22 protein-coding genes and 1 tRNA gene are annotated in these 24,916 nt (G+C 44.6%); 14 read left to right on the forward strand and 9 right to left on the reverse strand.

The genetic code is table 11. From position 1 onward, the window contains the following. Position 1: 1 nt before the first annotated feature. The 3 genes from secD to queA all read right to left on the reverse strand — a co-directional run bounded on the left by secD (position 2) and on the right by queA (position 4,283). The gene (gene secD / locus ACJJIP_RS15420; RefSeq protein ID WP_020412283.1) at positions 2-1,870 is read right to left on the reverse strand and encodes a protein translocase subunit SecD; all 1,869 of its coding nucleotides are present in this window, start codon (positions 1,868-1,870) and stop codon (positions 2-4) included. 206 nt (positions 1,871-2,076) lie between these two features. Next, entirely contained in the window at positions 2,077-3,195 is a 1,119-nt protein-coding gene (tgt, locus tag ACJJIP_RS15425; RefSeq protein ID WP_444946931.1) for a tRNA guanosine(34) transglycosylase Tgt, read from the reverse strand. A 14-nt stretch (positions 3,196-3,209) separates the two neighbouring features. After that, the gene (gene queA / locus ACJJIP_RS15430) at positions 3,210-4,283 is read right to left on the reverse strand and encodes a tRNA preQ1(34) S-adenosylmethionine ribosyltransferase-isomerase QueA (RefSeq protein WP_444945512.1); all 1,074 of its coding nucleotides are present in this window, start codon (positions 4,281-4,283) and stop codon (positions 3,210-3,212) included. Between the two features lie 178 nt (positions 4,284-4,461). Between queA and ACJJIP_RS15435 the strand changes: the two genes are divergently transcribed. From ACJJIP_RS15435 to ACJJIP_RS15455, 5 genes are all read left to right on the forward strand, one after another. Continuing rightward, positions 4,462-4,548: transfer RNA gene (locus ACJJIP_RS15435), tRNA-Leu, on the forward strand. A 198-nt stretch (positions 4,549-4,746) separates the two neighbouring features. Further along, positions 4,747-5,073 (forward strand): hypothetical protein, encoded by a 327-nt coding sequence (locus ACJJIP_RS15440; RefSeq protein ID WP_282951380.1) that lies wholly within the window; start codon positions 4,747-4,749, stop codon positions 5,071-5,073. Between the two features lie 406 nt (positions 5,074-5,479). Beyond that, positions 5,480-5,821 (forward strand): hypothetical protein, encoded by a 342-nt coding sequence (locus tag ACJJIP_RS15445; protein ID WP_444902054.1) that lies wholly within the window; start codon positions 5,480-5,482, stop codon positions 5,819-5,821. A 567-nt stretch (positions 5,822-6,388) separates the two neighbouring features. Continuing rightward, positions 6,389-7,012, forward strand: a complete 624-nt coding sequence (locus ACJJIP_RS15450; RefSeq protein ID WP_444945513.1) for an AHH domain-containing protein — start codon at positions 6,389-6,391, stop codon at positions 7,010-7,012. Continuing rightward, positions 7,009-7,581, forward strand: a complete 573-nt coding sequence (locus tag ACJJIP_RS15455) for a hypothetical protein (protein ID WP_444945514.1) — start codon at positions 7,009-7,011, stop codon at positions 7,579-7,581. Before ACJJIP_RS15450 ends, ACJJIP_RS15455 begins: the two co-directional genes overlap by 4 nt. 635 nt (positions 7,582-8,216) lie before the next feature. Here the strand turns inward: ACJJIP_RS15455 and ACJJIP_RS15460 are convergent. The 3 genes from ACJJIP_RS15460 to ACJJIP_RS15470 all read right to left on the reverse strand — a co-directional run bounded on the left by ACJJIP_RS15460 (position 8,217) and on the right by ACJJIP_RS15470 (position 9,990). Continuing rightward, positions 8,217-8,891, reverse strand: a complete 675-nt coding sequence (locus tag ACJJIP_RS15460; RefSeq protein WP_444945515.1) for a DUF7822 domain-containing protein — start codon at positions 8,889-8,891, stop codon at positions 8,217-8,219. Between the two features lie 540 nt (positions 8,892-9,431). Continuing rightward, the gene (locus ACJJIP_RS15465; protein WP_020412273.1) at positions 9,432-9,680 is read right to left on the reverse strand and encodes a hypothetical protein; all 249 of its coding nucleotides are present in this window, start codon (positions 9,678-9,680) and stop codon (positions 9,432-9,434) included. Positions 9,681-9,747: 67 nt separating this feature from the next. Further along, positions 9,748-9,990 carry a hypothetical protein gene (locus ACJJIP_RS15470; RefSeq protein WP_143728917.1) on the reverse strand — a complete coding sequence of 81 codons (243 nt, stop codon included), beginning with the start codon at positions 9,988-9,990 and terminating at the stop codon, positions 9,748-9,750. Positions 9,991-11,703: 1,713 nt separating this feature from the next. Between ACJJIP_RS15470 and csrA the strand changes: the two genes are divergently transcribed. The 5 genes from csrA (at position 11,704) to ACJJIP_RS15495 (ending at position 15,182) form a co-directional block, all read left to right on the forward strand. Next, positions 11,704-11,892: a carbon storage regulator CsrA gene (gene csrA / locus ACJJIP_RS15475; RefSeq protein WP_444945516.1), complete on the forward strand. Its 189-nt coding sequence runs from the start codon at positions 11,704-11,706 to the stop codon at positions 11,890-11,892. A 580-nt stretch (positions 11,893-12,472) separates the two neighbouring features. Next, the gene (locus ACJJIP_RS15480; protein ID WP_444945517.1) at positions 12,473-12,793 is read left to right on the forward strand and encodes a hypothetical protein; all 321 of its coding nucleotides are present in this window, start codon (positions 12,473-12,475) and stop codon (positions 12,791-12,793) included. Between the two features lie 295 nt (positions 12,794-13,088). Next, entirely contained in the window at positions 13,089-13,451 is a 363-nt protein-coding gene (locus tag ACJJIP_RS15485; protein WP_444945518.1) for a hypothetical protein, read from the forward strand. 595 nt (positions 13,452-14,046) lie between these two features. After that, positions 14,047-14,520 (forward strand): LabA-like NYN domain-containing protein, encoded by a 474-nt coding sequence (locus ACJJIP_RS15490; protein WP_143728921.1) that lies wholly within the window; start codon positions 14,047-14,049, stop codon positions 14,518-14,520. A gap of 281 nt (positions 14,521-14,801) precedes the next feature. After that, a complete protein-coding gene (locus ACJJIP_RS15495; protein WP_444945519.1) occupies positions 14,802-15,182 on the forward strand; it encodes a hypothetical protein in 381 nt (126 codons plus the stop codon). Between the two features lie 398 nt (positions 15,183-15,580). On the opposite strand, the gene ACJJIP_RS15500 is transcribed toward ACJJIP_RS15495, so the two are convergent. Beyond that, complete coding sequence (locus ACJJIP_RS15500; RefSeq protein WP_444945520.1) at positions 15,581-16,300, reverse strand: helix-turn-helix transcriptional regulator; 720 nt, start codon at positions 16,298-16,300, stop codon at positions 15,581-15,583. Between the two features lie 178 nt (positions 16,301-16,478). Here ACJJIP_RS15500 and ACJJIP_RS15505 point away from each other — a divergent pair, with 178 nt between their 5' ends. After that, the gene (locus tag ACJJIP_RS15505; protein ID WP_444945521.1) at positions 16,479-17,423 is read left to right on the forward strand and encodes an alpha/beta fold hydrolase; all 945 of its coding nucleotides are present in this window, start codon (positions 16,479-16,481) and stop codon (positions 17,421-17,423) included. Positions 17,424-17,494: 71 nt separating this feature from the next. Here ACJJIP_RS15505 and ACJJIP_RS15510 read toward each other — a convergent pair whose 3' ends face one another. Beyond that, positions 17,495-19,441, reverse strand: a complete 1,947-nt coding sequence (locus ACJJIP_RS15510; protein WP_444945522.1) for an aconitate hydratase — start codon at positions 19,439-19,441, stop codon at positions 17,495-17,497. A 579-nt stretch (positions 19,442-20,020) separates the two neighbouring features. Here ACJJIP_RS15510 and ACJJIP_RS15515 point away from each other — a divergent pair. Beyond that, complete coding sequence (locus ACJJIP_RS15515; protein ID WP_353376829.1) at positions 20,021-21,046, forward strand: patatin-like phospholipase family protein; 1,026 nt, start codon at positions 20,021-20,023, stop codon at positions 21,044-21,046. Between the two features lie 216 nt (positions 21,047-21,262). On the opposite strand, the gene ACJJIP_RS15520 is transcribed toward ACJJIP_RS15515, so the two are convergent. Next, the gene (locus ACJJIP_RS15520; RefSeq protein WP_020412260.1) at positions 21,263-21,913 is read right to left on the reverse strand and encodes a class I SAM-dependent methyltransferase; all 651 of its coding nucleotides are present in this window, start codon (positions 21,911-21,913) and stop codon (positions 21,263-21,265) included. Positions 21,914-22,421: 508 nt separating this feature from the next. On the opposite strand from ACJJIP_RS15520, the gene ACJJIP_RS15525 reads away from it, so the two are divergent. Then, positions 22,422-23,264 carry a DUF4396 domain-containing protein gene (locus tag ACJJIP_RS15525; RefSeq protein WP_444945523.1) on the forward strand — a complete coding sequence of 281 codons (843 nt, stop codon included), beginning with the start codon at positions 22,422-22,424 and terminating at the stop codon, positions 23,262-23,264. Between the two features lie 395 nt (positions 23,265-23,659). Further along, entirely contained in the window at positions 23,660-24,781 is a 1,122-nt protein-coding gene (locus tag ACJJIP_RS15530; protein ID WP_444945524.1) for an acyltransferase family protein, read from the forward strand. Positions 24,782-24,916 lie beyond the last annotated feature (135 nt).

Genomic DNA, 24,916 nt, shown 5'->3' on the forward strand with positions numbered 1-24,916 from the left:
CTTAAATCCAGAGTTTCTGTACACGGCGACCGCCGTAGAACAAGTTAATGATTGCACGGGTACCCATAATGGCACTGAACATGGAGGTGAGAATACCGATGGACAGGGTTACCGCGAAGCCCTGAACCGGACCGGAACCAATAGCGTACAGAATAACCGCCACAATCAGGGTGGTGATATTCGCATCCACAATGGTGCTGTAAGCATTATCGAAGCCGGCGGTAATCGCCGATTGCGGAGGCATCCCATTCCTGAGTTCCTCCCGTATTCGCGAGAAAATCAGCACGTTGGCATCCACCGCCATACCCACGGTCAGAACGATACCGGCAATACCCGGGAGCGTCAGGGTAGCGCCGAGAATCGACATCACCGCCACCAGCAGGATCAGGTTGACTGCCAGGGCCAGGTTCGCAGCCAGACCAAATACGCGATAGGAAATCAGCATACAGATAAGTACCGCCAACAAGCCGTACTCTACCGACTGAATACCCACCTTGATGTTATCGGCACCCAAAGATGGGCCAATCACGCGCTCTTCCACAAAATACATGGGAGCTGCCAGGGCACCGGCGCGCAGCAGCAGGGCCAGTTCCTGGGCCTCTGCGGGGCTGTCCAGGCCGGTAACACGGAACTGCTTGCCGAGGGCACTCTGCACGGTAGCCAGGCTGATAATCTTCTTGTCTTCAGTCCTGATCTGCTCGGTGATCTCATTGCCCTCCGCATCGATCTTGGTTTGCGGGGTAAAGCGGGTCTCGATAAACAAGGTGCCCATACGGCGGCCCACATTTTTCCAGGTGGCACGGTGCATGAGCTCACCGCCGCGGGAGTCGAGGGTGATATTTACCTGGGGGAAGCCGCTCTCGTCATAGCCGACACGAGCGTTGGTAACGCTGTCACCCTTGATAATAATCTTGCGCTCGAGCCAGGCACCGCCGTACATCTGCTGCGTCTGCTCGCTGCGGTACTCGAAGTACTCTTTGTTGGTAACCAGCTCATCGGGGCGGGCTTCCATACGGTACTCGAGGTTGGCGGTCTTACCGATAATACGCTTGGCCTCGGCGGTGTCTTGCACACCGGGCAGCTCTACAACGATACGGTTGCGCCCCTGGCGCTGAACGATCGGCTCTGCCACGCCCAGCTCATTCACCCGGTTGCGCAGGGTGGTCAGGTTCTGGCTAACCGCGTAGTCCTCAAGCTGCTTGATCTCCTGCTCAGACAGGGTGGCACGGATCTCCAGGTTCTCACCACTGCCGGATTCGCGCAGCTGCAGCTGCGGGAATTCCTTACGCATGGTAGAGAGCGCCAGGTTGCGCAGTTCATCACTGCGGAAACGGGCGACGATTTCGCGGTCGTCGATCAGGTCAACACTGCGGTAACGGGCCTTGGCTTCACGCAGTTTGGTTTTCACATCCTGCGCATAGCCTTCCATATTGGTTTTTACGATGGTGTTGGTATCCACTTCCATCAGGAAGTGCACACCGCCAGCCAGGTCGAGGCCCAGCTTCATCGGGCTTGCGCCAATATCGCTCAACCACTGAGGCGTGGTGGAAGCCAGGTTCAGGGCAACCACGTAATCGCTGTGGCCCAGGGCCTCCTGAATCGCGCGCTTGGCCGGCAACTGCTCATCCTGGGACTCAAGGCGAATCAATATCGCCTTATCGCCCACCTCTCCGCCGAAGTGCGCAATCCCCGATTCATCCAGGGCCTTTTGTGCTTTGGTGAGGACATTCTCATCCATCACCATGGCACTGGATTGCCCGGAAATCTGCACCGCAGGGTCCGGCTTATAGAGATTGGGCGCGGCGTAGATAAGGCCAAAGGCCACAACCGCGAGAATCAGAAAGTACTTCCAGATCGGGTAGCGATTCATGCTGTTCTCATTGTTCTAGTGTGACCCCGAGGGCCGGTAAATCTTGGCAATTTGCCTGGATATGCGGGCAGTATACGCAGAATGCAAGGTACACCGCCCCCAATAAAAGTGGGGGCTGATTATACGGGGATCGGATGAACGGACAAATGACAGGGGCACAATCGTGCGATCGACTGTGCCCCAGATAGGATAAAAGTACGGCGCTATCAGGCCTCTAGCGCTGGAACCTCACGGCCCAGACCGCGGTAGAACTCCGTGACATACGCCTCCAGCTCATTGGCGGCGATCGCATCGCGCAGCTTTTGCATCAGGCGCTGATAGTGGCGCAGATTATGAATTGTATTCAGCTGCGCACCGAGAATTTCACCACAGCGATCCAGGTGATGCAGGTAAGCGCGGGAGAAATTTTCACAGGTGTAGCAATCGCACTCTTCTTCCAAGGGGCCCGTATCGTGTCGGTGCTTGGCATTGCGGATCTTCACCACACCTTCAAAGGTAAACAGGTGGCCGTTGCGCGCATTGCGCGTGGGCATGACACAGTCGAACATATCCACACCGCGACGCACCGCTTCAACAATATCTTCCGGCTTGCCCACGCCCATCAGATAGCGCGGCTTGTCTTCCGGCATCTTGTGCGCCAGGTGATCCAATACCTTGATCATCTCCTCTTTCGGCTCACCCACCGACAGGCCGCCAATGGCATAGCCATCGAAACCAATCTCAGTCAGGCCGCGCAGGGACACATCGCGCAATTCCGGGTACATACCGCCCTGCACAATGCCGAACAGCGCAGACGGGCTATCGCCATGGGCTTTCTTGGAGCGCTCCGCCCAACGCAGGGACAGCTCCATAGACTTGCGCGCTTCATCGGTAGTGGCCGGATAAGGCGTGCACTCATCGAAGATCATCACGATATCCGAACCCAGGTCCCGCTGAACACGCATGGATTCTTCCGGGTCCAGGAATACCGGGCTGCCATCAATGGGTGAACGGAAAGAAACCCCCTCTTCCGTAATCTTGCGCAGCTCACCCAGGCTAAATACCTGGAAGCCGCCGGAGTCGGTGAGGATAGGGCCAGACCATTGCGTGAAGTCGTGCAGGTCGCCATGGGCTTTAACCACTTCGGTACCCGGGCGCAGCATCAGATGGAAGGTATTGCCCAGAATAATTTGTGCACCAATGCCCTCGATATCTCTCGGCAACATACCTTTAACAGTGCCGTAAGTACCCACCGGCATAAACGCCGGGGTTTCCACCACACCGCGAGGAAAACGCAAACGGCCACGACGGGCCTTGCCATCAGTGTTATCCACTTCAAACTGCATAAAACATTCGCGGCTCACTGGGTATCTCCTTTCGCTGATACTACTTCTTCTTTTTTGGCATTGGGATCGCGGGTAATAAACATGGCGTCGCCGTAACTAAAGAAACGGTAACGCTCCTCAACAGCAGCTTTATATGCGGCCATCGTATGCTGGTACCCCGCGAAGGCACTCACCAGCATCAACAGGGTGGATTCCGGCAGATGGAAGTTGGTGACCAACTTATCCACAACCTGAAATTCATAGCCGGGATAAATAAAGATATCCGTCTCCCCCACCGTGGCCTGCAATTCGCCACCGCGCGCCGCACTTTCCAGTGCCCGCACACTGGTGGTACCCACCGCAATCACACTGCCATTTCGGGCACGGCAAGCGGCTACGGCATCCACCACTTCCTGGGAAACATCCAGCACTTCGCTGTGCATCTGGTGCTCAAAAATATTATCCACGCGCACCGGCTGGAAAGTCCCGGCACCCACATGCAGGGTAACGAACACAACCTCGACACCTTTATCCCGCAGCGCGCCGATCATTTCATCGTCAAAGTGCAGCCCCGCCGTCGGCGCCGCCACAGCACCTGCATTGCGGCCGTATACCGTCTGGTAGCGCTCGCGATCGCTGGCATCGTCTTCGCGATCAATATAAGGAGGCAGCGGCATATGGCCGAGGCGATCCAAAATCGCCAGCACGCCCTCTTCTTTTGGGAAGGACAGCTCAAACAGCGCATCCTTCCTGCCAGTAACCTCTATACGGGTACCGTCTTCAAGAACGATGCTGGAACCGGGTTTGGGAGACTTACTGGAGCGCACATGGGCCCAGATATCCGTCTCATTGAGCACCCGCTCCACAAGGATTTCCAGCTTACCGCCGGTTTCCTTCTGCGCGAACAAACGTGCCGGAATCACCCGGGTATCGTTAAAGACTATCAGGTCACCTGCCTGTACCTGGTCGAGAATATCTGGAAACTGCCGATGTGTAATGGCCCCGCTGGGCCCATCCAGACACAAAAGACGGCTGCCGCGGCGCTCTTCAGTAGGCGCGCGGGCGATCAGCTCATCGGGCAGATGAAAGTCAAAGTCCTGACGCTGCATGGAATCCTGGAAATCTAGAAACTATGGAGAGGTCGCGAAGGTTATAGGAAATTTTAGGAGCTGTTAACTGGCGCGACAGAAAATGCCGTAAGTCATTGAAATCACTGGTTGACCCCGGCCAAAGCATTGCTATAATCACGCCCTCTTCGCACCGACCCCAAGGTCGAGCAGCGAAAGTGCCAGAGTGGTGAAATTGGTAGACACAGGGGATTCAAAATCCCCCGCCCTTAAAAGCGTGCCGGTTCGAGTCCGGCCTCTGGTACCATCTCTCAAACCCGCGTCAGCCCTAGCTTTCGCGGGTTTTTTATTTCTGAGCTGACAACTTTGTAAAAGATATTTTTGTTGGTTTTAGCGCCAAAGTATCAACGTGAAATCACATTGATACTCTGGTGACGTAAGGAGCCCCTAAGCAGAGACACTCTCTTTTTCTAAGTTGACCGTCCTAATAAGAGGAGATCCAAAAATGAAGTACTTACTTGGCACCATTGCACTACTTTCTAACCTTGTTTATGCAGATGGATGTTTGGTTACCGATGCAAAAGTAACCTCTGTTCTGCGATATCAAGACGGGAATATCATAGTAACCTTTGACAAGGCTACAGACTGCGGTTGTAGCCAAACCAATAGATTGGGGTTTGGAGAAAATGCCGCGGGCATGGATTTTGTTAAGTCCATGATTCTAGTTTCTTACAGCACCCAATCCCCTGTAAACGCATGGGCAACCGATAACAGCTGCTCTATTCATGGCAACACAGCAGTATTAACATCACTGCAACTTATGCCAAAGTAGACGCCTCTGAAATACTGGGAGGTATAGGCTAAGTAGTGCAATCCCCATAAGGCTTGAAATAACTGCTGCCCTCTTACCTATTGGACTTCAAATCTCCCAACTTAACAAAGCAGTTGTGTTAAGAATTTGCAGCCAGGAATAAAACTGCACTTTTTTGGATTTAGCAATTTTTTCTGCCAACTCCTTTGCCACCTCTATGACAATGACTTGTATATTGGGTACGTTCGCGTTTCCTTATTGGACAGGAAACAATCACTCAATATCTTTGAATTACTACCCAACCGTCACCAAATAATAATTTGATCAAATCTAATGCTATCAAACTCTAGTCAAGTAAACATATTTAGGCTTACCGATAAAACCTGATCTCGCTACTCTTCGCCCCCATTATTAGCAATAAACATAATTGGGATTATTTAATGTTCATTCGTTTAATTATTTTATCAGTATTAGCTTAGATGCTTATTCGTCAGGCCATAGTGGTAAAGCAAAAATATCTTTTTTATTTAATGGCAGTTCAAATGGCTTACTTTTAGTTGCTAGGGAAAATGGTTCCTGGGACAATCCAGATAACTGTTCTGCTTCTAATTATTTGATTCTAGAAAAGGAGAATCCTTCTCGTTCAGAATTATATAGTGCATTACTAGCTTCCAAAATGTCTAACAAAGAAATAGATGTATGGGTAAGAGACTGTATTGAATATAATGGAAAAACCTACCCTAAAATCGATGGTATCTATACATACTAATAAAACCATAGAAAATAGGCACATTCCAGCGTGTGCCCATTTCAAGGATACTATTTCATCCCAATACCATCCCAAGGCTAACACACAACCCATCCGCACTGCTCTTGTACCCATTAATTGCCGCCTCTTGGGTTGGCTTCTGCCCATTACCAGGGTGGCGACTAGCGGAAAGTCCTAATTGGGCCGAGCATTGTCAACGGAAAAACCTTGGTGGATCACAGAGGAGTTCAAGTTTCAGGCAAAATATTGATTTATATAGAAGTTGTTTAGTGTTTGGGTAACTCTGATGGCTTCTAAATACAATGATATGCATCATCGTGCGCGTTTAAATTCCACTCCAGCCACCAACAAAAGCGGACCTTACCGCTCCTTGATTTTGTGATACTGCTCTCAATCGTGGTCTCATTATCGTTAAAATTATCTCGACAATAGAAGTTCTTCCAGCCGGAATATATAACAATCGTCCCAATTGATTGACATTTCAAATCTGCCTCAAATTATCAACTGCACTACAAAATAGTAAGATATAATCTGACAATACCTTAATCATTAACGGAATAATTGATTATGCTACCTCCACACGGACTCCTTCTTGAAAAGCCTCATGCTTTTAAGAGTCGCACAGAATTAGCCATTGAAAAATTTTCCAATAAGGAAAACCCTACAGAGGCAGATTTGAATGCCGTTTTGGTAGTCGGGCAAGTTGAGGATGGAATAGCGAAAATGCTTGGCTATATATTGGATGGCTTAGGTATGAGCCGTTCTGAATTAGAGAAGGAAGCTCACATCTCGCAAAACCTTGGCGAAAGGATGGCCTTATCTAATGATTCCAAGCCCCACCCCAAATGCCATGCTCATGCCATTGTTTCTGGGGCACACCCCAAAGCGGTCACATTAAGAGCTGTATTGGCAAAATTTAAACTTAGAATTGATGATCCCGATAATGGTTGTTGGCTACCGGAAAACACCGCTGCTAAGATGTTAATGCCAAGGAGTTTAAAAGATGCAGTTCCGCACAGCCGAATACACAGAAATAACTATTACTTCTGGCTTTCCAGCTATATCAAAATGTCAATAACAAAAGATCAAAGCCATTTAAGGTTTCAACTTTCAATGATTGAAAATTCATTAAAAACAAGTTCCTTCCCTCCTTACGTGATGCTTCCAGCCTCAAAGGAGTATCAGCCTTGATTTATCGTATTCACCCAAACATTAAAGACTATTTAATGGTTACCTTTGACGGTGACAAAGCCCGCGAAGCCCTTGGGGAAGATACCGACTTCTACATGGATGAAAGGCCATTCCCATACCAAAATGAATGGCAACCAATGGAAGTTGGTTTTGATGATGCTTTTGGTGGAAAGAAAAAAGAAATTCCTGATATTTCCTTAAATGTGGGCAAACTTTTTCTTAGCGAAAAAGCATACAACCTATTAAAAGATAAGCTTTCAAAATTTGGGGAGTTTTTACCCATAACATTTGAAGGTAAAAAAGGGTATATTTTTAACGGCTTAACAACAGTAAAAACAGATGAGAAGCTTAGTATTCATGACCCCCTGAATGACAGATTTTCAATTGAATTTAACGAAAATAATATAGAAGAAATTTCAATCTTTAAGGCTGAAATTGACTTTAATGGTTACTTTTGTAATGACGAACTGAAAAATATTATTGAAAGTAACAATCTTACAGGCATTAACTTCTCTATTGATGTAGGTAATCCATTCCCTGAAGAGTTAGGTATGAGAAGTACGCATTAAACTGTAAAAACTATGACTGCTTGTAGGCGGAGAGCACCTAACTGGACTGAAGATTCTACCCTTTCATATAGAGCACTATTTATTGCTAATAGGTTGGAGCAGTTGATATCTAGATACTAGGAAGCAAGTTACTGTTTCCCGAAATACTCCTCCTACCCTTTAGCCGCTGGATATTTTACCAAAGCACCGGCCCTATCTAAATCAAAACTATGAATACTACTTTAGAGGTTTAGCTGGGGCAGTATGGTATTTCTCTGCTAAAAAAATGCTGGGTATATGGTTTGTGCGATTGCCAGTGCCTTCTTTCCTTCACTTAGCGCATTTCGACATCACTATCAGGCCTCCACGCCTCCAATAAAATGGAATCACTCAAAAATACAGCCACCTTCCCTTTGTATCATTGGGTGCATGATCAAGGAAAAGTAAAGGAAATTTAGAAGGTTCTATATTTCCTTTGTTGAGTAAGTACCTTGAAAGATAACCGCCCCCTCTATGATCGCCCCGAAAGTGACGCTATTGTTCTACAGAAATTTGGACATCAATCTAAAGATCTCCTAGGTCTGATAGCTACACAAGTGGCAGAAGGTCCCTTCTAAAGTTTTCTACTCAAGGAGTTAAAGCCCCCCACTCACTTATCAAAGAGCCTCCTCAAATTCCTCTTTATTTTCTAATTCATAATAAAGAATATCACTCCAGTACAGACCTAAAGGTGGCTCACTCTCAATATCGTCAAACTTATCATTGAACTGGAGGCCGTAAAATGCACTTGGGGCAGCCTCTGACTTGTTTTTCGCTGCATTTATTACAATACCGGCAGATACCTCTGGGTCTTCTGGCAGCGCATCAATCGCAGCTCCAGCTTCACGGCAAGCGCTGATTTCGCCTTCAACGTAGCCACGCAGGGCTGCTTCTTCACTTTCATCCATGCAGTCCAGCTCGATAGTCTCAAGTAGTAGATAACTATCCTTATGTTCTTCAAGAAACTCTAATGTTTCATTAAGCATTGATTCCTGCAGGCCATCAATCTCTTTCCCGATCACTCGCAGAACCTCAATAAATTTTTTTAACCGCGCGAATCCTGTCTCAAAGTCACTACTGATAGCATAAAGCTGAGTTTTATTATCGGGCGAATCATCATCAAAGCCATCTGATACCAGTGATGCACACAGTTTTGGGTTCCCAGACATGAGCACACGATAAGTGAAGGGGATATTGTATGGCCATTCAGATAAGCCCGAGATAGTGTCGGGGCGGTCTGAGTAGGATTTTGGTTGGTTGCTAAGACTGTAAAGATAAGAACGGTTTGCCATTTTTGATACTCCCTATAAATACCGGCAACAGCATAGCTTTATCGCGTTATGCCCCTTCTGGATATGCAAACTATTAGATGGCAACTTCCTGAGTAGAGCAAGCCGAAAGTGAAATTATTTTTCTGTAAACACGCAGTCGATTGGTTATTGATAGCCAGCAACCTGCTCATAAAACCCGATCAGGTGTGTTAATTGTAGATATCCACAAATACCCTAACACTATAGGGTCTACATCCTACCACCACTATGTTTCTCATTATGTATAAAGCGCTTTTCCAATATCGAATTGATTTTAATCAATTACTACTCTGAATTTATCTAACCGCATCGCTGCAAAACCAGTTAACTTAACCATTGGTAACCAATGCTGTTCATCCAGAATTATTTCAAACCAGGATCTGCCTTAGCTTAAACTATAAAAGACTCTCACCATTCTTATAATCCACCAATCACCTTTTCCGATACGCTCGCACCCCTTCTCCTTATTCATCGAGTCTAAGACTGTCACGAGGGCAGCACCCCCTAGTTAGCAGGCTCTTGTTATTCTTGGCACTCCCTTTCCTCCAATACACCACCTCTCTTGATTGAGTACTCGGTATAGTTCCCGGTTACAATATCAAGGATTTGCAGCCAGGAATAAAACTCCGCTTTCTCGGATTTAGCAATTTCCGCTGCTAGCTCCATTGCCGCCTCATCAGTTGGAGCGGAGCCTCTAAAACTTTTTGCACCGCCATTCATTAAATGAATACGCTCGGCAAAGATTGCAAACCTATTGATCGTTCTTCCCATGTCCTTTCTCCGGTTAAGTTTCCCTGGCCATCCGCTAGCCATTCAATAGTGCTTAGAGCAACCCAGATTAAGCACTCAACTCCTTAAATTCTGATTCCAACCAAGCCATACTGCGCTCAACTTCCCGCATCTGCCTTAGTGTCAGCTCCAGTTCTTCACGCAAATTCACACCCACAGAAACCGAAAAGCTGCGTACGTACTTTGTATAGTTAAGGATGCAGATGGCGTACATTGGTCGGTTGTCATAGTCCGACCGATAGCGGCATATCCGGATCGGCTCTCCGTCGAAAATGATGTTTCTGGTTCCCATAACTACCTCCAAGCACAATACTGTATACCTATACAGTATATGATACAGGGCTCAGGACCTGTCAAGATAGCCAGCGTGCCCCTCTACCCAGTGAAGCCCCGGCCTAGCCAGGCATTTTGGTCATTAATGGGTTGTCGCTGTCTGTAGCTCGGTGCGCATACTCCGCCGCAGTAGCGGTAATAGCGCTGGTTACCTTTATCAGGTTATCCACTATGCGCAGTACAAAAATTAATCAGCGATCTCTTTTGCTCAAATAATAATCAGATAGGCGTTAACCAAAGAATCAGCGGTAAGTAGTGCATGGATCAGATCGTCCAATCCGCCCTGGCGTGTGGTGGAGTAGATATACTCGTAGATGTGGGTCTAGTTGACTATCAGGCTCAAAGGATTGACTTTAATCATCTGGAGGTGCTTTGGCGGTCAGTCTTTAAAAGTGGATGCTGTGCCTCTAACATCTGAAGACTATTAGCCAGCCAGCTTCATACTAACCCAGATAGCTGATAGAGAATGACTGTGGTTCACGGTAGCTCCGGGTTCTCCACACTTCCCTACGATGGGGCCATGAATTACCAACATAAATTCAATACCGCAGCCGACTTCCCCAATGCCAATCTCTAGTAAAAAGTCTCGAAATTACTGCGGTAGAAAAATATTGTACTGTTGTTCGATACCATTAATTTCTTACTCTGAAAAAGACGGAAATCATATTTCCAACATTTTGCACCAAACAGGGAGCAGTCTTTACCCAAAGTACTCAATTTTCTGATTGGTTGTTTGACTTTCAACAAACAGTTTTCTATCTCTCTACTACTCAACTCTTCCATATTTAAAATGTTCATAAGTGAAAGCATCGGCTGGATCATCACTTTAAACTGAGCAGCTGAATAAGCCTTCTCCGATCTTTTAGCTTCGGTAACTTAGAATTGAAATAAGAATACTTTAATTAGCTAACCACTAAACACCTCATTAAATGCAGACCACAATCTAGTTGCATAGCAAGCGGCCATAAATTGACCCAGAAGAAAAGAAGCTATGCAATAGATTCTATAAATTCTTATCCACTCAATAAATCATGGAGTGCATTTAAAATTTAGATTACTGATTCCAGTTATCTTGGTCCACCCAATCTCTTCCGAATGTAAATCTAACAGTAGTAATCAAGCCTGGATCAGACCAACAATCTAAAAACCGTGCAATAGCAAATGCGTATAGGAAGATAGGCACCAAAATGATCTTATTGGAATTTATTAAGATTGTTTTCAGTGTCAAAAATGCGTAAGGTAAATAGATATTTATCGGTATTTTTGGCCATAGCTGAGCAAGCTTTAATTAGCGAACAACTCGGAATCAAAAGGCTCAAAACTTTCTAAATGGCCCAATCTCGCAAAGGAGAACGGTAGCGTGACATAAAAGTAAGTAAAAGGCGCTGACCCAAGGTGCTACCAACACCAGGGGCCAGCTAACCAAATTGATAGAGTAGTTATCAAAGTGGCTATATGGATGATACGCTAGAAACCCGCTCGTCTTCAATAAAGTGGAGCACATTCAGTAACTTGAAAGGCTTTTTCAGGTTCTGGAAGCGTTGTATCCGCCTTTTCTACTTTTACGCCTATCGTTCCCGCGCCCCACCTCGTATTGCCTCAAAACGTCGCTCTCTAAGCTTTCCCACAGCGGAAGGTCTCCCCATGGTTTAAGTATCAATAGGAAATAGATATGTTAATTTTAACTCGTCGGATTGGCCAAAACCTCAGGATTGGAGCAAACGTCTCAATCATAGTTTTGGATATTAAAGGTAATCACGTAAGAGTGGGGATAGAGGCTCCCAAATCCCTACCCGTTCACCGTGAGGAAATTTATATGCGCATCCAGAAAGAGCGAGAGGCAGGTAATGGAGATGGTTGAGAGGCAGATTCTCCCTGTATTGGGCTACTCCATGAGCCTAAACTCCATAGCGAATAGCTCTACGGTTTTATAGCTCTGTATTAGATTCCAATGGATATTCCTTACCAGTATACACCCAGGAAGGGAAACATTGGCCTTGAGACTACGCCCCTCAGGAGCCCGCAACGCGGGCACCCACAGGGGGTAGTTTACCATGCGAGCGATCATCAGGTTTATATTCAGTGATCAATTAAATATATCCGGTTCATAACGGTGACGGAACTCTTTTGCTGATTCTGCCACTTTCATTGGGCCACGGATTGCTACCACTCTGGCAACCAATGGCAAATATACTCCGCTTTTTATCTACAGGCAGGGCCTATTGATTAAACACTTTTTTAAGGTATTCAACCCCAATGCTACAAACGATGAGACTGCCTAGCGGCAAGGATAGTTGAACCACCAGGATAATTGAATAAATTTGCTTTATATAAATCCCAAGCTGCAAGAGGATGTTATTGATATGGTTGAAATATCACTAGATAATTTGTGTACTATTTGGTGTTTTAATTCCACACCTGCAATATCAAGAGGGATCTATATGTCTATTTTCTGGGTAATTGATACTAAAGTAAAAGTTTTGCCACAAAGCTCGTTACCCCAAGATGGTAGCACTTTCTATTTTGGTCGCTCTATTGTTCCGGGCGAATCTAGAGAAAATGCTGTAGCTCGATTGACCGCCGCACTTGAAAAAGACTTCATGTTAGTGGAGGAGGTTTCCAGGGTAGCTACATATGATAGCCAGCAGTGGGATACAGAAGCTGATGAAGATTACGAGACCAAGGAGTCCTATGAGGAAGCCAAGCAGACTGGGGAGATCGTATTCGGCTGTTTTGCATCAGAGCTTTCATTGGAGGATTAATTGTGTCAAAGAGAGCAATGACAATAGCCGAGGGAAGTCAGGCTAGCAAATATAAACTGATGCAACACTAATCTTAAATGGAATACAAGAGTGACATTATGTTCTTCGTACTGCTTTTGATTCATTATCAGTCTGGAAAACTAAGTACGCCGTCAATGTTTCACCATTTTATCCGCGCCTTAAAACGAGCATAAAAGAGGCGGCTTTAATTGATAATGAAATATGGGTATTTGGTATAGATGGTACTAACCCGCATCATATTATTGATGCAGTAACCGTAGCCTCTCAGTTCTATATGATTGAGCCAAGGGATATTCTTAGCAATGTCTATGTCAAAAATCTGAATGCTGAGGGGGAAGCAAGCCTGGAACTCAGCCTCTTGGTGAAGCTAAATAAAGATTTATATAGAGCAACAACTGAAGCTATCATGGAAGCATGCAGACACTTCGGTATAAATAATGAAATCAATCTCCATGTGTATAGCGCCAATATTAATCCAAAGATTTCTCAACAAGATCTACACCAAGCGTTAAAAGATGGTGGGGCCTCTTCAGTTGTTACTGATTCTAGAAATCTAAAGTATAAATCCGGTAATAACCTTGGAAATAGAGGAGCTACAATTAGAATCAATATGCATGTAGCAAAGCTCGAGTTTTGATTGTTCATACAACTGCAAATGATTATGAGAGGCTGCTCTTAATCGTTGAATAGTGCTAACCAGACAGTAGCTTGACAAACTAGATCATAAATCGATGTACTCGCGGCCTCTAGCTTCGGAATAGCATCGGTCATTTGAGGCTATCTACATTATCAGATGCACCCACCTCCCCGTTAAGTCACCCAACAGAATCACCTTAGGTAACTCGGCAGTTTTACGAGTAAAATCGCTGAGAGGCACTTTCACACTCCCTATATAGAATCTCACGCGGATACTCAAATAGGGTGATTGAATTTAGCCAGTGTATTACCTAAGAGTTGCTGACCAGCGGGTAAGTGACATCTCACTTCTCGATACTGCACTCTCTAATGGCAGTAGCAATTTCATACGCTTAGATTGGATACCTTATAAGGGTATCAGCATAAATATCAGGACAGGCACCCTATTCCAAGTAGCCGAGAGTAGCTATACCCAGGCCTTGGCAAAAAATTGTCACTTGAATATGAAAAGCTAGCAGCATAAAGTGTGTACAAAAGAGGCCGCAGGTCATATCGCTGTTTGTGTATTAGGCCTCTCAATATTACTGGATTCTCAAATGGAAAAAATTGCCATACTTGTTGATGTGCAAAATGTTTATTACACATGCAGGCAAATCTATAAACGAAACTTTGATTACAATAAGTTTTGGTCGGAAGTGACGGGTGGAAGAGAAGTGGTTAAGGCGGCGGCTTATGCCATCGACCGTGGCGATAGAAAACAGTATGAATTTCAAAATATCTTGAGATCTATTGGTTTTGAAGTGAAATTAAAACCCTTTACGCAAAGGTCCGATGGCTCTGCCAAGGGTGATTGGGATGTAGGGATAACTATTGACGCCATAGAATATTCAAACCTGGTAGATACTATAGTTTTAGTCTCGGGAGATGGTGACTTTGACATTCTTGCTCATAAACTTAGATTAGACCGAGGCAAGAAAGTTGAAGTATATGGCGTACCAGAGTTGACAGCTGCCTCATTGGTTAATGCAGCGAGTAAATTCACCCCAATTGAAAATAAGCTGTTACTCTAATTACTATCTAAAACAGTAGATGGCTCTCATATGCACCTGTGGTCATCTACTGCGTTCTTTTCTTCTTAATGAGGGCTAATACGCTACATCAAGCGATAACTGCTCAATGTGAAATATACATATGATTAGCAACTCATTTGAAACAATTGCGCTCAAAGCAACCTCCTTTCCAATTTTGTAATTTAAGGATAAAACTCTATCCTGGAGGACAAAGAAAAAGTACTTCCAGCTGGCTTCATACAGACTACCGATTAGTACGCTCTAGTCAAGGACCTAACAAAGTGAAGAATTTACTGATTACAGGTTTAATCCTCTTCTCCATGGTTACTCAAGCAACTGAGAATGTAGATGTTTGCCCAAACTTAGATCTTGATATACCAGAATCTAAGGCCAAGCCAACAATAAAGACCATACCTGTGCTTCCTAAAGGTAATGGCAAGTACTTACCAGCATGTATAGTGGTTTCGTTTGAATTAGCAGAGATTCCGAAATCAGAAGGTAGAGGACTCATTCCCAGAAAAATAAAGATCGAAGGTTCCTCAAACAAAGCGTGGGACAAACCCATGGAAGTCGCCGTATCTAGATGGCTTTATCTATCAAAAGGTATAGAGTACCGTGGGCGCCAATATGTGATCTATAAGATTCCGGCACAAGCTCCATAGCCGCGTGATTGGGCAGTCGTTGACCGATTAAGCATAGATACAGAGAACCCTGAACAAACCCCCTACTTTAATCAGGTTACATCTATTAAAAATCTCGTATTATTTCCCGATCATCAAAATTAGATAGCAGGAAAAAGCAACCAATAAAGATATTGGTGTATGTAAATAACTCAATATAAATGCCCTTGCAAATTCGTTACTGATACTCGATTAACTTAATCATGAGCTGGTATAATCACAGCTACTAATTATTTTCTAGCGACCTCAATCGACAAAATATATTGAAATATATTTTAAGTGGTGAGTATTAATACACCCATTTTATATCGATATCTCACTTAGCTCTGGCAAAATGAGTCTGGCTTAAGACACCATTTTGTCTTTCATAACGAATAAGATTAGCGAGGTAAATGGCGAATTGGGGAGACACTATCTTCGAATAAAACATGTCGGCGCCGAAATGTTTTGCCTTCAAGATATTCCGGCTTACTGATTCTGTCCATTCGAAAATGACGGAAGTCTTTGCGTGCGGGATCCCAAGCTACCAAATACCATACTGGTGGTAAAATGAGCATAGCTTGTGGCTCAACAACCCTGCTGGTTACAGCCCTCTTTGCATCACAGTACTGGAAACTTAGTTGTAGCCGTTGGAGGAAAGCTGCCTCAAAAGTGGGTAGCAGGGCGGGCTCCATCTCTTGGATATTTGAGATGTCTACCTGCGGTGAAAGCTTACCGATATATAAGCAGTCCAAAAACCGGCGTAAGTCACGTACCTTGTCCGGCGGCAAAGCTTTCTCTATTTTGGCAAGGCCGGCATCTGCAAGACCTGAAAAAGGTAAATTCCCGGCCGCGCGCATTGATGCAACACTGATAAGAAGAGCAAAGACTTCGGCAACCGAGAGACGCGCTGTGGTTTGAACCGATTGCGGGTCTAGTTGCAGGCCGCCCCCAGGACCGGGTTCAGAATGAATAACAAAGCCCTCATCGCGCAGTGCGCTAATATCACGCAACACTGTACGCCTGGATACACCAACCTCTTCTGCTAGGTCAGCAATCGTAGAAGTACCATTTCGGCGAAGGCTGCGCACGATGGCGTCTTGTCGAAGGCGAACACTCATTTTGTAAGAATATGATTAAATGGTGACATTATTTGGCACCATTGGATTTTAATCTATGGCCGTTCATTTCAGCAAAGGAGTTCTGAAATTGCAACGCACACCCGTAATCCCAAGGGAAAGAAAGGGTCCATCCGGTATATGCGTCGTTACTTGAGCCATCCAAGAAAGGAGAAATAAATTGTTTAATCTAACCGATTTCCCTAAGCCCACTCTTATTTCAATCAACGGCGTTGAGTTAGAAGTCTTTGAAGCAGGCCAGCAGAGTACGGAAAACCCAATTGTGCTTTGTCACGGCTGGCCAGAGCATGCCTATTCTTGGCGCCATCAGGTGCCAGTACTTGCCGCAGCCGGCTACCACGTTATCGTTCCAAACCAGCGTGGTTATGGCAATTCATCCCGTCCTGCCGACGTAACTGACTATGACATTAAAAACTTGTCGGATGACCTCGTCGCACTGCTTGACCACTATGGATACAAAGATGCTACCTTTATCGGCCATGATTGGGGGGCAATGGTGGTTTGGGGGCTTGCGCTATTACATCCAACCCGGGTAAATAAAGTTATAAATATGGCCTTACCCTACCAGGCTCGCACAGAAAAGCCTTGGGTCGAGTTTATGGAGGAATTTCTAGGAAGCGACTATTACATCGTTCACTTTAACCGACAGCCAGGCATCGCGGACACTGTGTTAGACGCAAATACTTCACAGTTCCTTCGCAATATATTCCGCAAGAACGTACCTCCAGCACCACCAGAGCCTGGAATGATGATGATCGATCTCGCCAGAGCAGAAACGCCACTTGGCGAGCCCTTAATGAGTGATAAAGAACTGGCTGTTTTTATTTCCGCATTTGAGAAAACAGGGTTCATGAGCAGTATAAATTGGTACAGAAATCTTGACCGCAATTGGCAGATCTTGGCAGATGTAGACCCAATCATTCAAAAGCCAGCACTCATGATTTACGGCGATCGAGACCTGATCCCCAAAGCCCAAAACCTAAAAGAGTTCGTTCCCAATGTTGATATCATCAGCCTCGACTGCGGTCATTGGATTCAACAGGAGAAACCTGAAGAAACAAATCAGATAATTTTAAAGTGGCTAGAACAACAGGATGCCACTTAGCGCAAAAGCCCATTTGATATAAAGTATATCTCCGAAATTATCTGAGTAATTTATGGATGTAGTAAAATCTACTATTTCCCGTTACTCAGATACTTTTCTCGTACTTGATTAATCATGCCACCAGCCTCTAGCACCTCGATTTCATCCGCTGACAGGTCACTGCGCAGATTAATAGTCTCGCCAGATGACTTAATCAAAAGCTTTACAGAATTGTTTGACTTCAATTGTGCTATTGGCTTGTCAATCTCAAGAATTGAATCTTGCTCAAGTCGGTCGTAATCATCAAAGTTCTCAAAAAGCAGTGGCAGCACACCAAAGTTAATGAGATTACGGCGATGGATACGAGCCATGCTTTTTGCGATTATGCACCTTACGCCAAGAAACCGTGAAGATACCGCTGCATGTTCACGGCTGGAGCCTTGCCCATAATTTTCACCACCAACAACAAAACAGTCACCATTCAATTTCATTGCCCGCTGGTAAAAGTTTTCATCGATACGGGAAAATGTATAGCGACTAATGGCGGGTATGTTTGAGCGCAAAGGTAAAATCTCCGCTCCGGCAGGCAGTATTTCATCCGTAGAGACGTTGTCACCCGCTTTCAGTAATAGCGGGCCCGTTAAGATGTTCGGAAGCTTTTCAAAGTTTGGTAACGGTTTGATATTCGGACCTTTAATCAGCTCAACTGCTACAGGGATTTCTTGGGGTGGTTGAAGTAATGGTCTTATATCTGGCAGATATTCCGGCTCACTAAAGCTGGGATAGTCCATGTCCAGGTCACGAGGATCGGTGATCACGCCCTTCAGTGCACTGGCAGTGGCAGTTTCAGGGCTGCATAAATAGACTTGGTCATCTGCTGTGCCGGATCGACCGGGGAAATTACGTGGCACAGTTCGTAGGCTGATACGGCCAGTGGCGGGAGCTTGCCCCATACCAATACAGCCGCCACAGCCTGTTTGGTGCAAGCGCGCACCAACTTCAAGTAGTTTTGTGAGATCGCCACTCCGGCTAAGCTCTTCGAGCAATTGGCGCGAGGTTGGGTTGATATCAAAAGAGACATCGTCGGCTAAACGACGACCTGCGACAATACGCGCTGGTATGGCGAAATCCCGCAGCCCCGGGTTAGCGGAAGAGCCAATATAGCTCTGGTAAATAGGGCGCCCCGCCACCTCACGTACGGTTACCACTTTATCTGGACTGGATGGGCAGGCGATTAGCGGCTCAAGATCAGATAAATTGATAGTATCCTCTTCGTCATAGCTCGCACCCTCATCGGCTTTCATTTCTACATAATCGCTTTCTCGGTGCTGCTGTTTGAGAAAGGCTTTCACAGCTTCATCGGCAGGAAAGACACTGGCAGTGGTACCCATCTCCTGCCCCATATTGGCGATCACATGGCGGTCCATCGCGGTCAGATTGGCGAGGCCTGGGCCGTGATACTCGACAATCTTATTCACACAGCCCTTCACTGTTTGCCGGCGTAACATTTCCAGGATTATGTCTTTGGCACTGACCCATGGCGGTAATTCACCCTCAAGCTTTACGCCGAGCACTTTCGGCATTTTCAGCGCGAAGGGAACGCCAGCTATAGCCATGGCCACCTGTAGGCCACCAGCACCAATGGCCAGCATGCCCATAGAGCCGGCTGCACATGTATGGCTATCGGCGCCAAGTAACGTCTTTCCGGGGATATCAAAGCAAGCCATATGTACCGGGTGGCTTACACCGTTACCGGGACGTGAGAACCAAAGTCCAAACTTGCGACAGGCGCTTTGCAGGAACAGGTGATCATCAGCGTTTTTGAAGTCCGTCTGTAGGAGGTTATGGTCTACATACTGTGCGGAAAGCTCAGTCTTGATTTGCGATAAACCAAGCGCCTCTAGCTCTAACATTACCAGAGTGCCGGTGCCATCTTGAGCCAACGTCTGGTCAATCTTTATCTCTATTGGACTACCGGGTTCCAATGAACCGCTCACGAGATGGCTCTTGATCAGTTTCTGTGCGAGGTTCATAGCCATAATGGGTACCCTTCCTTAATCTGGGAAGCTCCACCTGCGGCGCTTCTTAGCCCTGATCATTGTAGTCCGACCCAAGATAGTTACTATGTGTGTCTAAATGCCCTTCTGTACTTGCATGGTTAATTAAGCGACGGACCGATAACCTTAAGCCTCAAAAAATAGGAAAACGCGCTATTCCAAACCTGCCATGAATAATGGTCTTTTGTTTTGCCTTTTAATAAACAAATGATCATATCCAACAGCCTCACGTTCTGTATATAAATCTGTGGCTGTACTTTCCATGAGGATAATAAGGAACTATTAAGATTTTTACTGTAACTATAAAAGTCAGCGTAAATTTTTTGCTTTTAAAAAAGCTGATAGTTGCCCACCAACCCGTTAATGTGCATGCACCAACCTTCTTTAAAATTTATACATTCCTTTTATTCATACAGAAATACTGCTAAAAAGGGGATTTTTTGTACCGACAAACTCTTTCGGTATGCAGTAGTCACCTCTGATATTTAAAGCATTAACTGTTGATCCTAGTGCTATCTTTCTAGAATCGCACACAATTAGTAAAGACGAGGAGAGTGAACAGTGGCGATCAGAATCCTATCTATTGATGGAGGGGGGATAAGAGGCATACTGCCTGGTGAGATATTGGTTTCTCTTGAACATAAGCTGAGAGTGAAATCAGGCAATCCCGACGCCAGAATAGGAGATTTTTTTGATCTGGTTGCAGGAACAAGCACTGGCGCTATATTAGGCGCGGCCTATATTTGTCCAAACAAGGAGGGAAGGCCCAAATTTTCAGCCCGGGAAGCGGTAAATATTTACCTTAAAGAAGGAGGTAAGGTGTTTGATACTGGAATCTGGCCTTACCTGAACAAGCTGAGACTACTTAAGGAAGAAAAATACTCTACACATGAACTGGAAAAGATATTAAAGAAGTATTTTGGTAAAACAAAGCTAAGCAAACTATTAAAACCCACCTGTTTCATTTCTTATGATATTAAAAAGCGCGAGCAAGTTATCTTTAGGCAACACTGCGCCATAATAAGAGATGAAGATTTTTTGGTAAGAGATTTACTAAGAGGCAGTACTGCCGCACCAACCTACTTTGAACCTGCACGTATTTATTCGCTGCCGCCACTTAACAAAAAATATATCCTGGTAGACGGCGGTATGGTAGCCAGTGACCCTGCATTATGCGCCTACTCAGAGGCCATTAAGTTTAGCGGTGTGGGTGGTATTAAGGATATGATTATTGTATCTCTTGGCACTGGTAAACAGCTAATAAGCTACAAATACAAAGAAGTCAAAAATTGGGGCATTTTTAACTGGGCGAGACCAGCGATAGATATCGCACTGAGTGGCGGAGCCCAAATGACGCATTATTATCTGAAACAAATTTCATCTACTGTAGAAAATACAAAGTACTTCCGAATTCAGCCAGATCTATATGATGCTAATCCCGCATTGGATGATGCATCCCCCAAAAACTTGAAAGAATTGAAGAGGTCTGGTGAAAGAAATGCAAAGCACTATGATAAATTACTGGATGACATTACTCGGACATTGCTGAACACACAAGATATTCATCAATATAAGCAAGGATACTGATACCTATCAACACAAAATTAGCTAAGCCAATAAGTAATCATTCAAGTACTCTATCAAATAGAGACCAAGCGTTAACAACCTTTTCATGGACTTTACCACTGCTCAAAACATACCAACTCTGTGCTTGAGGCTTCATTGCCAAATTTTCATTGAAATCATACCAGAAACAATCAGCAGCAACACCAAGTTTTTTGGTAACCCTATATAATTTTCGGCTCAAGCCTCACATAAAATAATATTTATTAATTTTTCTACTCGATCACCAGTATTGCTCTCTCCATATTCAATATGCTTTTCACTACATATAACCCTAAAGCCAGCTTCAATTAATTGAGTTCGAATGTCGCTTTCATCAAAAAGCTGAAACCCAAACGGTGTGAATGACAAACTCTGCATAAAAGACTTATCACCAAAAGCTAAACAAAATTTTCCTTCAGGTACCAGTACTCTGCGTATTTCAGATAAATGTTTTTTGAGAGATTCCCAAAAGTAGACGGTGTGGACAGTAATCGCCTTCTCGAATTGGCTGTCGGCAAACGGCAACCTCTCCGAGGTTCCAACTTTAAAGTCCATCTGTCCCGATTCAATGTGTTTAGAATTGAGAGTTTTCGCGCTCGCAACCATTTCACTGGACCAATCGATTCCCGTATAGCGAATACTGGAGCCTTTACGAAGCACATCTACTGCAAACTTGCCATTGCCGGGCCCAATCTCAAGAATATGGTCATGATCTACCACATTAAGCAATTCTAGTGCAGCCAGGTTCGTTGCTTTATTAGCCTTGTTCATCTGCAGTGCAGTATCTGAAGCTAAAGCACCAGATGGCTTCCTTAGCTGTTCCGCGACCAGTTTAGGATCTTTAGACATTTATTCTCCATTTAGTACCAATTGTAGAGCACATAAATAGCACTTATGTACTTACAAACTGCAATTAATTTAGAAATTAACAGCAGTTTTTCGATTGCTTTTTACATCGCCGCTTAGCGTCCAAACAATTTTTTTGACCTGTTATTGCGTTGTTCACATAACTCACCATCAAATTTCTCTAAACATAATCCAAGCAACAATATACGAGCCCAGGTCAAATCAAAGTGTAAAAGCAGCTAATCTTACGTAACTTCAATAGATCAAGCTTAAGCCAAATCATTTGGTGGATCAATTAGGTAAATATAACTCTATATCAAATGAAGTACTTCAAGTATTACCCTAATATCTTCCAAGATTATCTTGCTGCACTATAGTCCTGAAAAAGTAAGTGCGATATATAAATATGTAACTTCGAATGGATACAGCCAATACCCATCCAAATTCTCAAAAACCGGTAACTATCCATTAAACTACTAGATATCAGCCTAATCCTTAAAGAGAATCTGGCATGCTAAATGGCGCTATGCTTGTCTGGTTTATTTTCACGGCTATAAGTGTGGTCTTTGTCGTTTGGGATTCCATCACTAACGCGCCGACCAGCTGGGTACAACGTATGGCATGGATATTGGTGGTGGTATATACCGGTGTTGTCGGATTAATACTCTATCTTCTTACTTGTCATCGGCCTTTCCCTGGCGCCCACGATACTTTTACTCGGGCAACATGGAAGCAAAGCGTAAACAGTGAGATGCATTGCCTGGCTGGCGATGCAACTGGAATCGTGATTGCAGCATCAATAGTTCCTATTTTCGGACTCACTAATGGCTGGGATGCCACTATTGAATACATTGCCGGTTTTATCTGCGGGCTCTTTATTTTCCAAGCACTGATGATGCGTGGTATGTATCAGGGAAGCTATCTAAAAGCTGTACGTAAAACATTCTTCGCCGAGACTGTTTCTATGAATATGGTGATGGGAGGAATGATTCCAACTATGGTAATACTGGCTTCGCTATGGCCCGGATCAGAAGAACCCACAAATGCCACATTTTGGTTCCGAATGAGCCTTGCAACTATCGTCGGTGGAATAATCGCTTACCCTATTAACTATTACCTGGTTAAAAACCACTTGAAACATGGGTGTATGACTTTACCAGGGCGGGATGGGCCTGCACCTCATTTAGGACACTGCTCGCTTGAAAGCCATCCCACCGATAAGAACCATAAAGAACATGGTATGAAAATGCGCACCCTGCCTCTTTCAATTGCAATCACTTGGGTAGCCTGCACCCTTATTTTTCTTCTATTTACAATTCTAATAACGAATCAGTTTGTACCCCTACGATTTTGATTAACAAAGACCCACATTTTTTAAAAATTTGGCTGAAAAGATATTGTTATAAGAAATGATCTCTTTCCATACATCACTTTCTATTTTTTAATTTCGAAAGGAAAATTATGATTCGTCAGAAACATACTTATCAATATATTCATCAGATTAGAAGTTTGATTCTTATCACTAACTCTTTCGCAAAAAAGAGTCATCGGAGAACCTCATAATCATTCAATAAGAAAAAATTGGACAGAGCTACATCTTGTTGATTTATGGTAGTATCAAAGGAAAGTAGTTACCAAAATAAGCCTTTTGATTGGCTTTTAGTCAATTCATTTTATGGCAATAGTAATAGAGTAGTAACAAGAAGTGTTCAACTTCTTACGATTGGCCAGGGATAGAGGTTGTCAACCATGAGTAAGCGCTTACTTAATCTTGATACCCTACGTGGACTGGCAGCTCTTTTGGTTGTTTGGCAGCATAGTAGCGAAGTATTCATTCAAGTACCTAATATTGCCCTGCATGGGACAGACCTCGCTAATTTTATTAGCCAGTTGGATTTTGGCAGAATAGGTGTTCTCTGCTTCTTTTTGTTATCTGGCTATGTAATTCCTCATAGTCTGCTTGAAGCGAATCGTCCTCTAAAGTGCTTTGCTATACGACGCTTCTTTCGACTTTACCCCACGTACTGGGTTTCTCTCATTATCGCAGTTGGCTTTACATGGTTATTTGCTGGTCACATTTTCTCGCCAGTAGCTATCTTGGCAAATACCACTATGCTGCAAGGACTCCTGGGCTTTGAAAATTTGCAGAAGTTATACTGGACCCTTACTGCAGAGCTTATTTTCTACTTACTATGTGCAATGATGTTTGCCCTTAAACTACTAGGGAATCCAAAGAACCTTTTATTGCTTTGTTGGGCGACGCTGTCTTTATTTATCTGTCTACAGCTTTTCGAACACTCACCAGCTTTACAGCTACAACTACCAGTAACAATCACTTATATCCCTTATGGTATAGCCGTAATGTGCTGTGGAGCCTTACTCCGTTACTGTTTTGAGACCAAGAGGTTTCATCGCTATGCTGTATTGGCTATAGCTTCAACGTTCTCTATCCCTATACTGGTGCTAAGCTTGCACCTTTTCGGTAATTCCATTAGTAGTGAGCCTGTTCGCTTTGGACTGTCGCACCTGATTGCTCTGAGTATTTTCCTCTCAGTAATATCATTACCTTTAAATTCCATACGACATTTCGCCACCCTGGGAACAATCAGCTATTCCATTTATTTATTTCACTTATGCATGATATACGTGATGAAATGGTCTATATCCCAGCCTTGGGGCCAAGTTTTTTCAGGCTTCCCTTTATCCGTTTATCTGTCTGTAACAACATTGGCCAGTATAGCGCTGGCAACCTTGATTTACTGGCTTATTGAAAGGCCATTTGTCAAGTTGGGGCGCACTTTAAGTACCAGTGCTCAAGATGCGGAGAGTGCTCAACAACAAGAAAGTGAGAAGGTTGCCATAAGAACGTAACCCATTCACCAATACTCTGAAAAACCGTATATTTAGTGAAGGCCCATACAACTGTGCCCCTTCACTGGAGTTGAAACTGGTCTAGCTTCTATAAGGGCCTATATAGGGGCCTACGAGATAAATCGGTAGACCCCA

Source organism: Microbulbifer variabilis (assembly GCF_052467165.1).

Bases quoted from the DNA above. Each gene is read 5' to 3' on its own strand.
- secD (WP_020412283.1), bottom strand. From the start codon at position 1,870: ATGAATCGCTACCCGATCTGGAAGTACTTTCTGATTCTCGCGGTTGTG.
- tgt (WP_444946931.1), bottom strand. From the start codon at position 3,195: ATGCAGTTTGAAGTGGATAACACTGATGGCAAGGCCCGTCGTGGCCGT.
- queA (WP_444945512.1), bottom strand. From the start codon at position 4,283: ATGCAGCGTCAGGACTTTGACTTTCATCTGCCCGATGAGCTGATCGCC.
- ACJJIP_RS15440 (WP_282951380.1), top strand. From the start codon at position 4,747: ATGAAGTACTTACTTGGCACCATTGCACTACTTTCTAACCTTGTTTAT.
- ACJJIP_RS15450 (WP_444945513.1), top strand. From the start codon at position 6,389: ATGCTACCTCCACACGGACTCCTTCTTGAAAAGCCTCATGCTTTTAAG.
- ACJJIP_RS15460 (WP_444945515.1), bottom strand. From the start codon at position 8,891: ATGGCAAACCGTTCTTATCTTTACAGTCTTAGCAACCAACCAAAATCC.
- ACJJIP_RS15465 (WP_020412273.1), bottom strand. From the start codon at position 9,680: ATGGGAAGAACGATCAATAGGTTTGCAATCTTTGCCGAGCGTATTCAT.
- ACJJIP_RS15470 (WP_143728917.1), bottom strand. From the start codon at position 9,990: ATGGGAACCAGAAACATCATTTTCGACGGAGAGCCGATCCGGATATGC.
- csrA (WP_444945516.1), top strand. From the start codon at position 11,704: ATGTTAATTTTAACTCGTCGGATTGGCCAAAACCTCAGGATTGGAGCA.
- ACJJIP_RS15480 (WP_444945517.1), top strand. From the start codon at position 12,473: ATGTCTATTTTCTGGGTAATTGATACTAAAGTAAAAGTTTTGCCACAA.
- ACJJIP_RS15485 (WP_444945518.1), top strand. From the start codon at position 13,089: ATGATTGAGCCAAGGGATATTCTTAGCAATGTCTATGTCAAAAATCTG.
- ACJJIP_RS15490 (WP_143728921.1), top strand. From the start codon at position 14,047: ATGGAAAAAATTGCCATACTTGTTGATGTGCAAAATGTTTATTACACA.
- ACJJIP_RS15500 (WP_444945520.1), bottom strand. From the start codon at position 16,300: ATGAGTGTTCGCCTTCGACAAGACGCCATCGTGCGCAGCCTTCGCCGA.
- ACJJIP_RS15510 (WP_444945522.1), bottom strand. From the start codon at position 19,441: ATGGCTATGAACCTCGCACAGAAACTGATCAAGAGCCATCTCGTGAGC.
- ACJJIP_RS15520 (WP_020412260.1), bottom strand. From the start codon at position 21,913: ATGTCTAAAGATCCTAAACTGGTCGCGGAACAGCTAAGGAAGCCATCT.
- ACJJIP_RS15525 (WP_444945523.1), top strand. From the start codon at position 22,422: ATGCTAAATGGCGCTATGCTTGTCTGGTTTATTTTCACGGCTATAAGT.
- ACJJIP_RS15530 (WP_444945524.1), top strand. From the start codon at position 23,660: ATGAGTAAGCGCTTACTTAATCTTGATACCCTACGTGGACTGGCAGCT.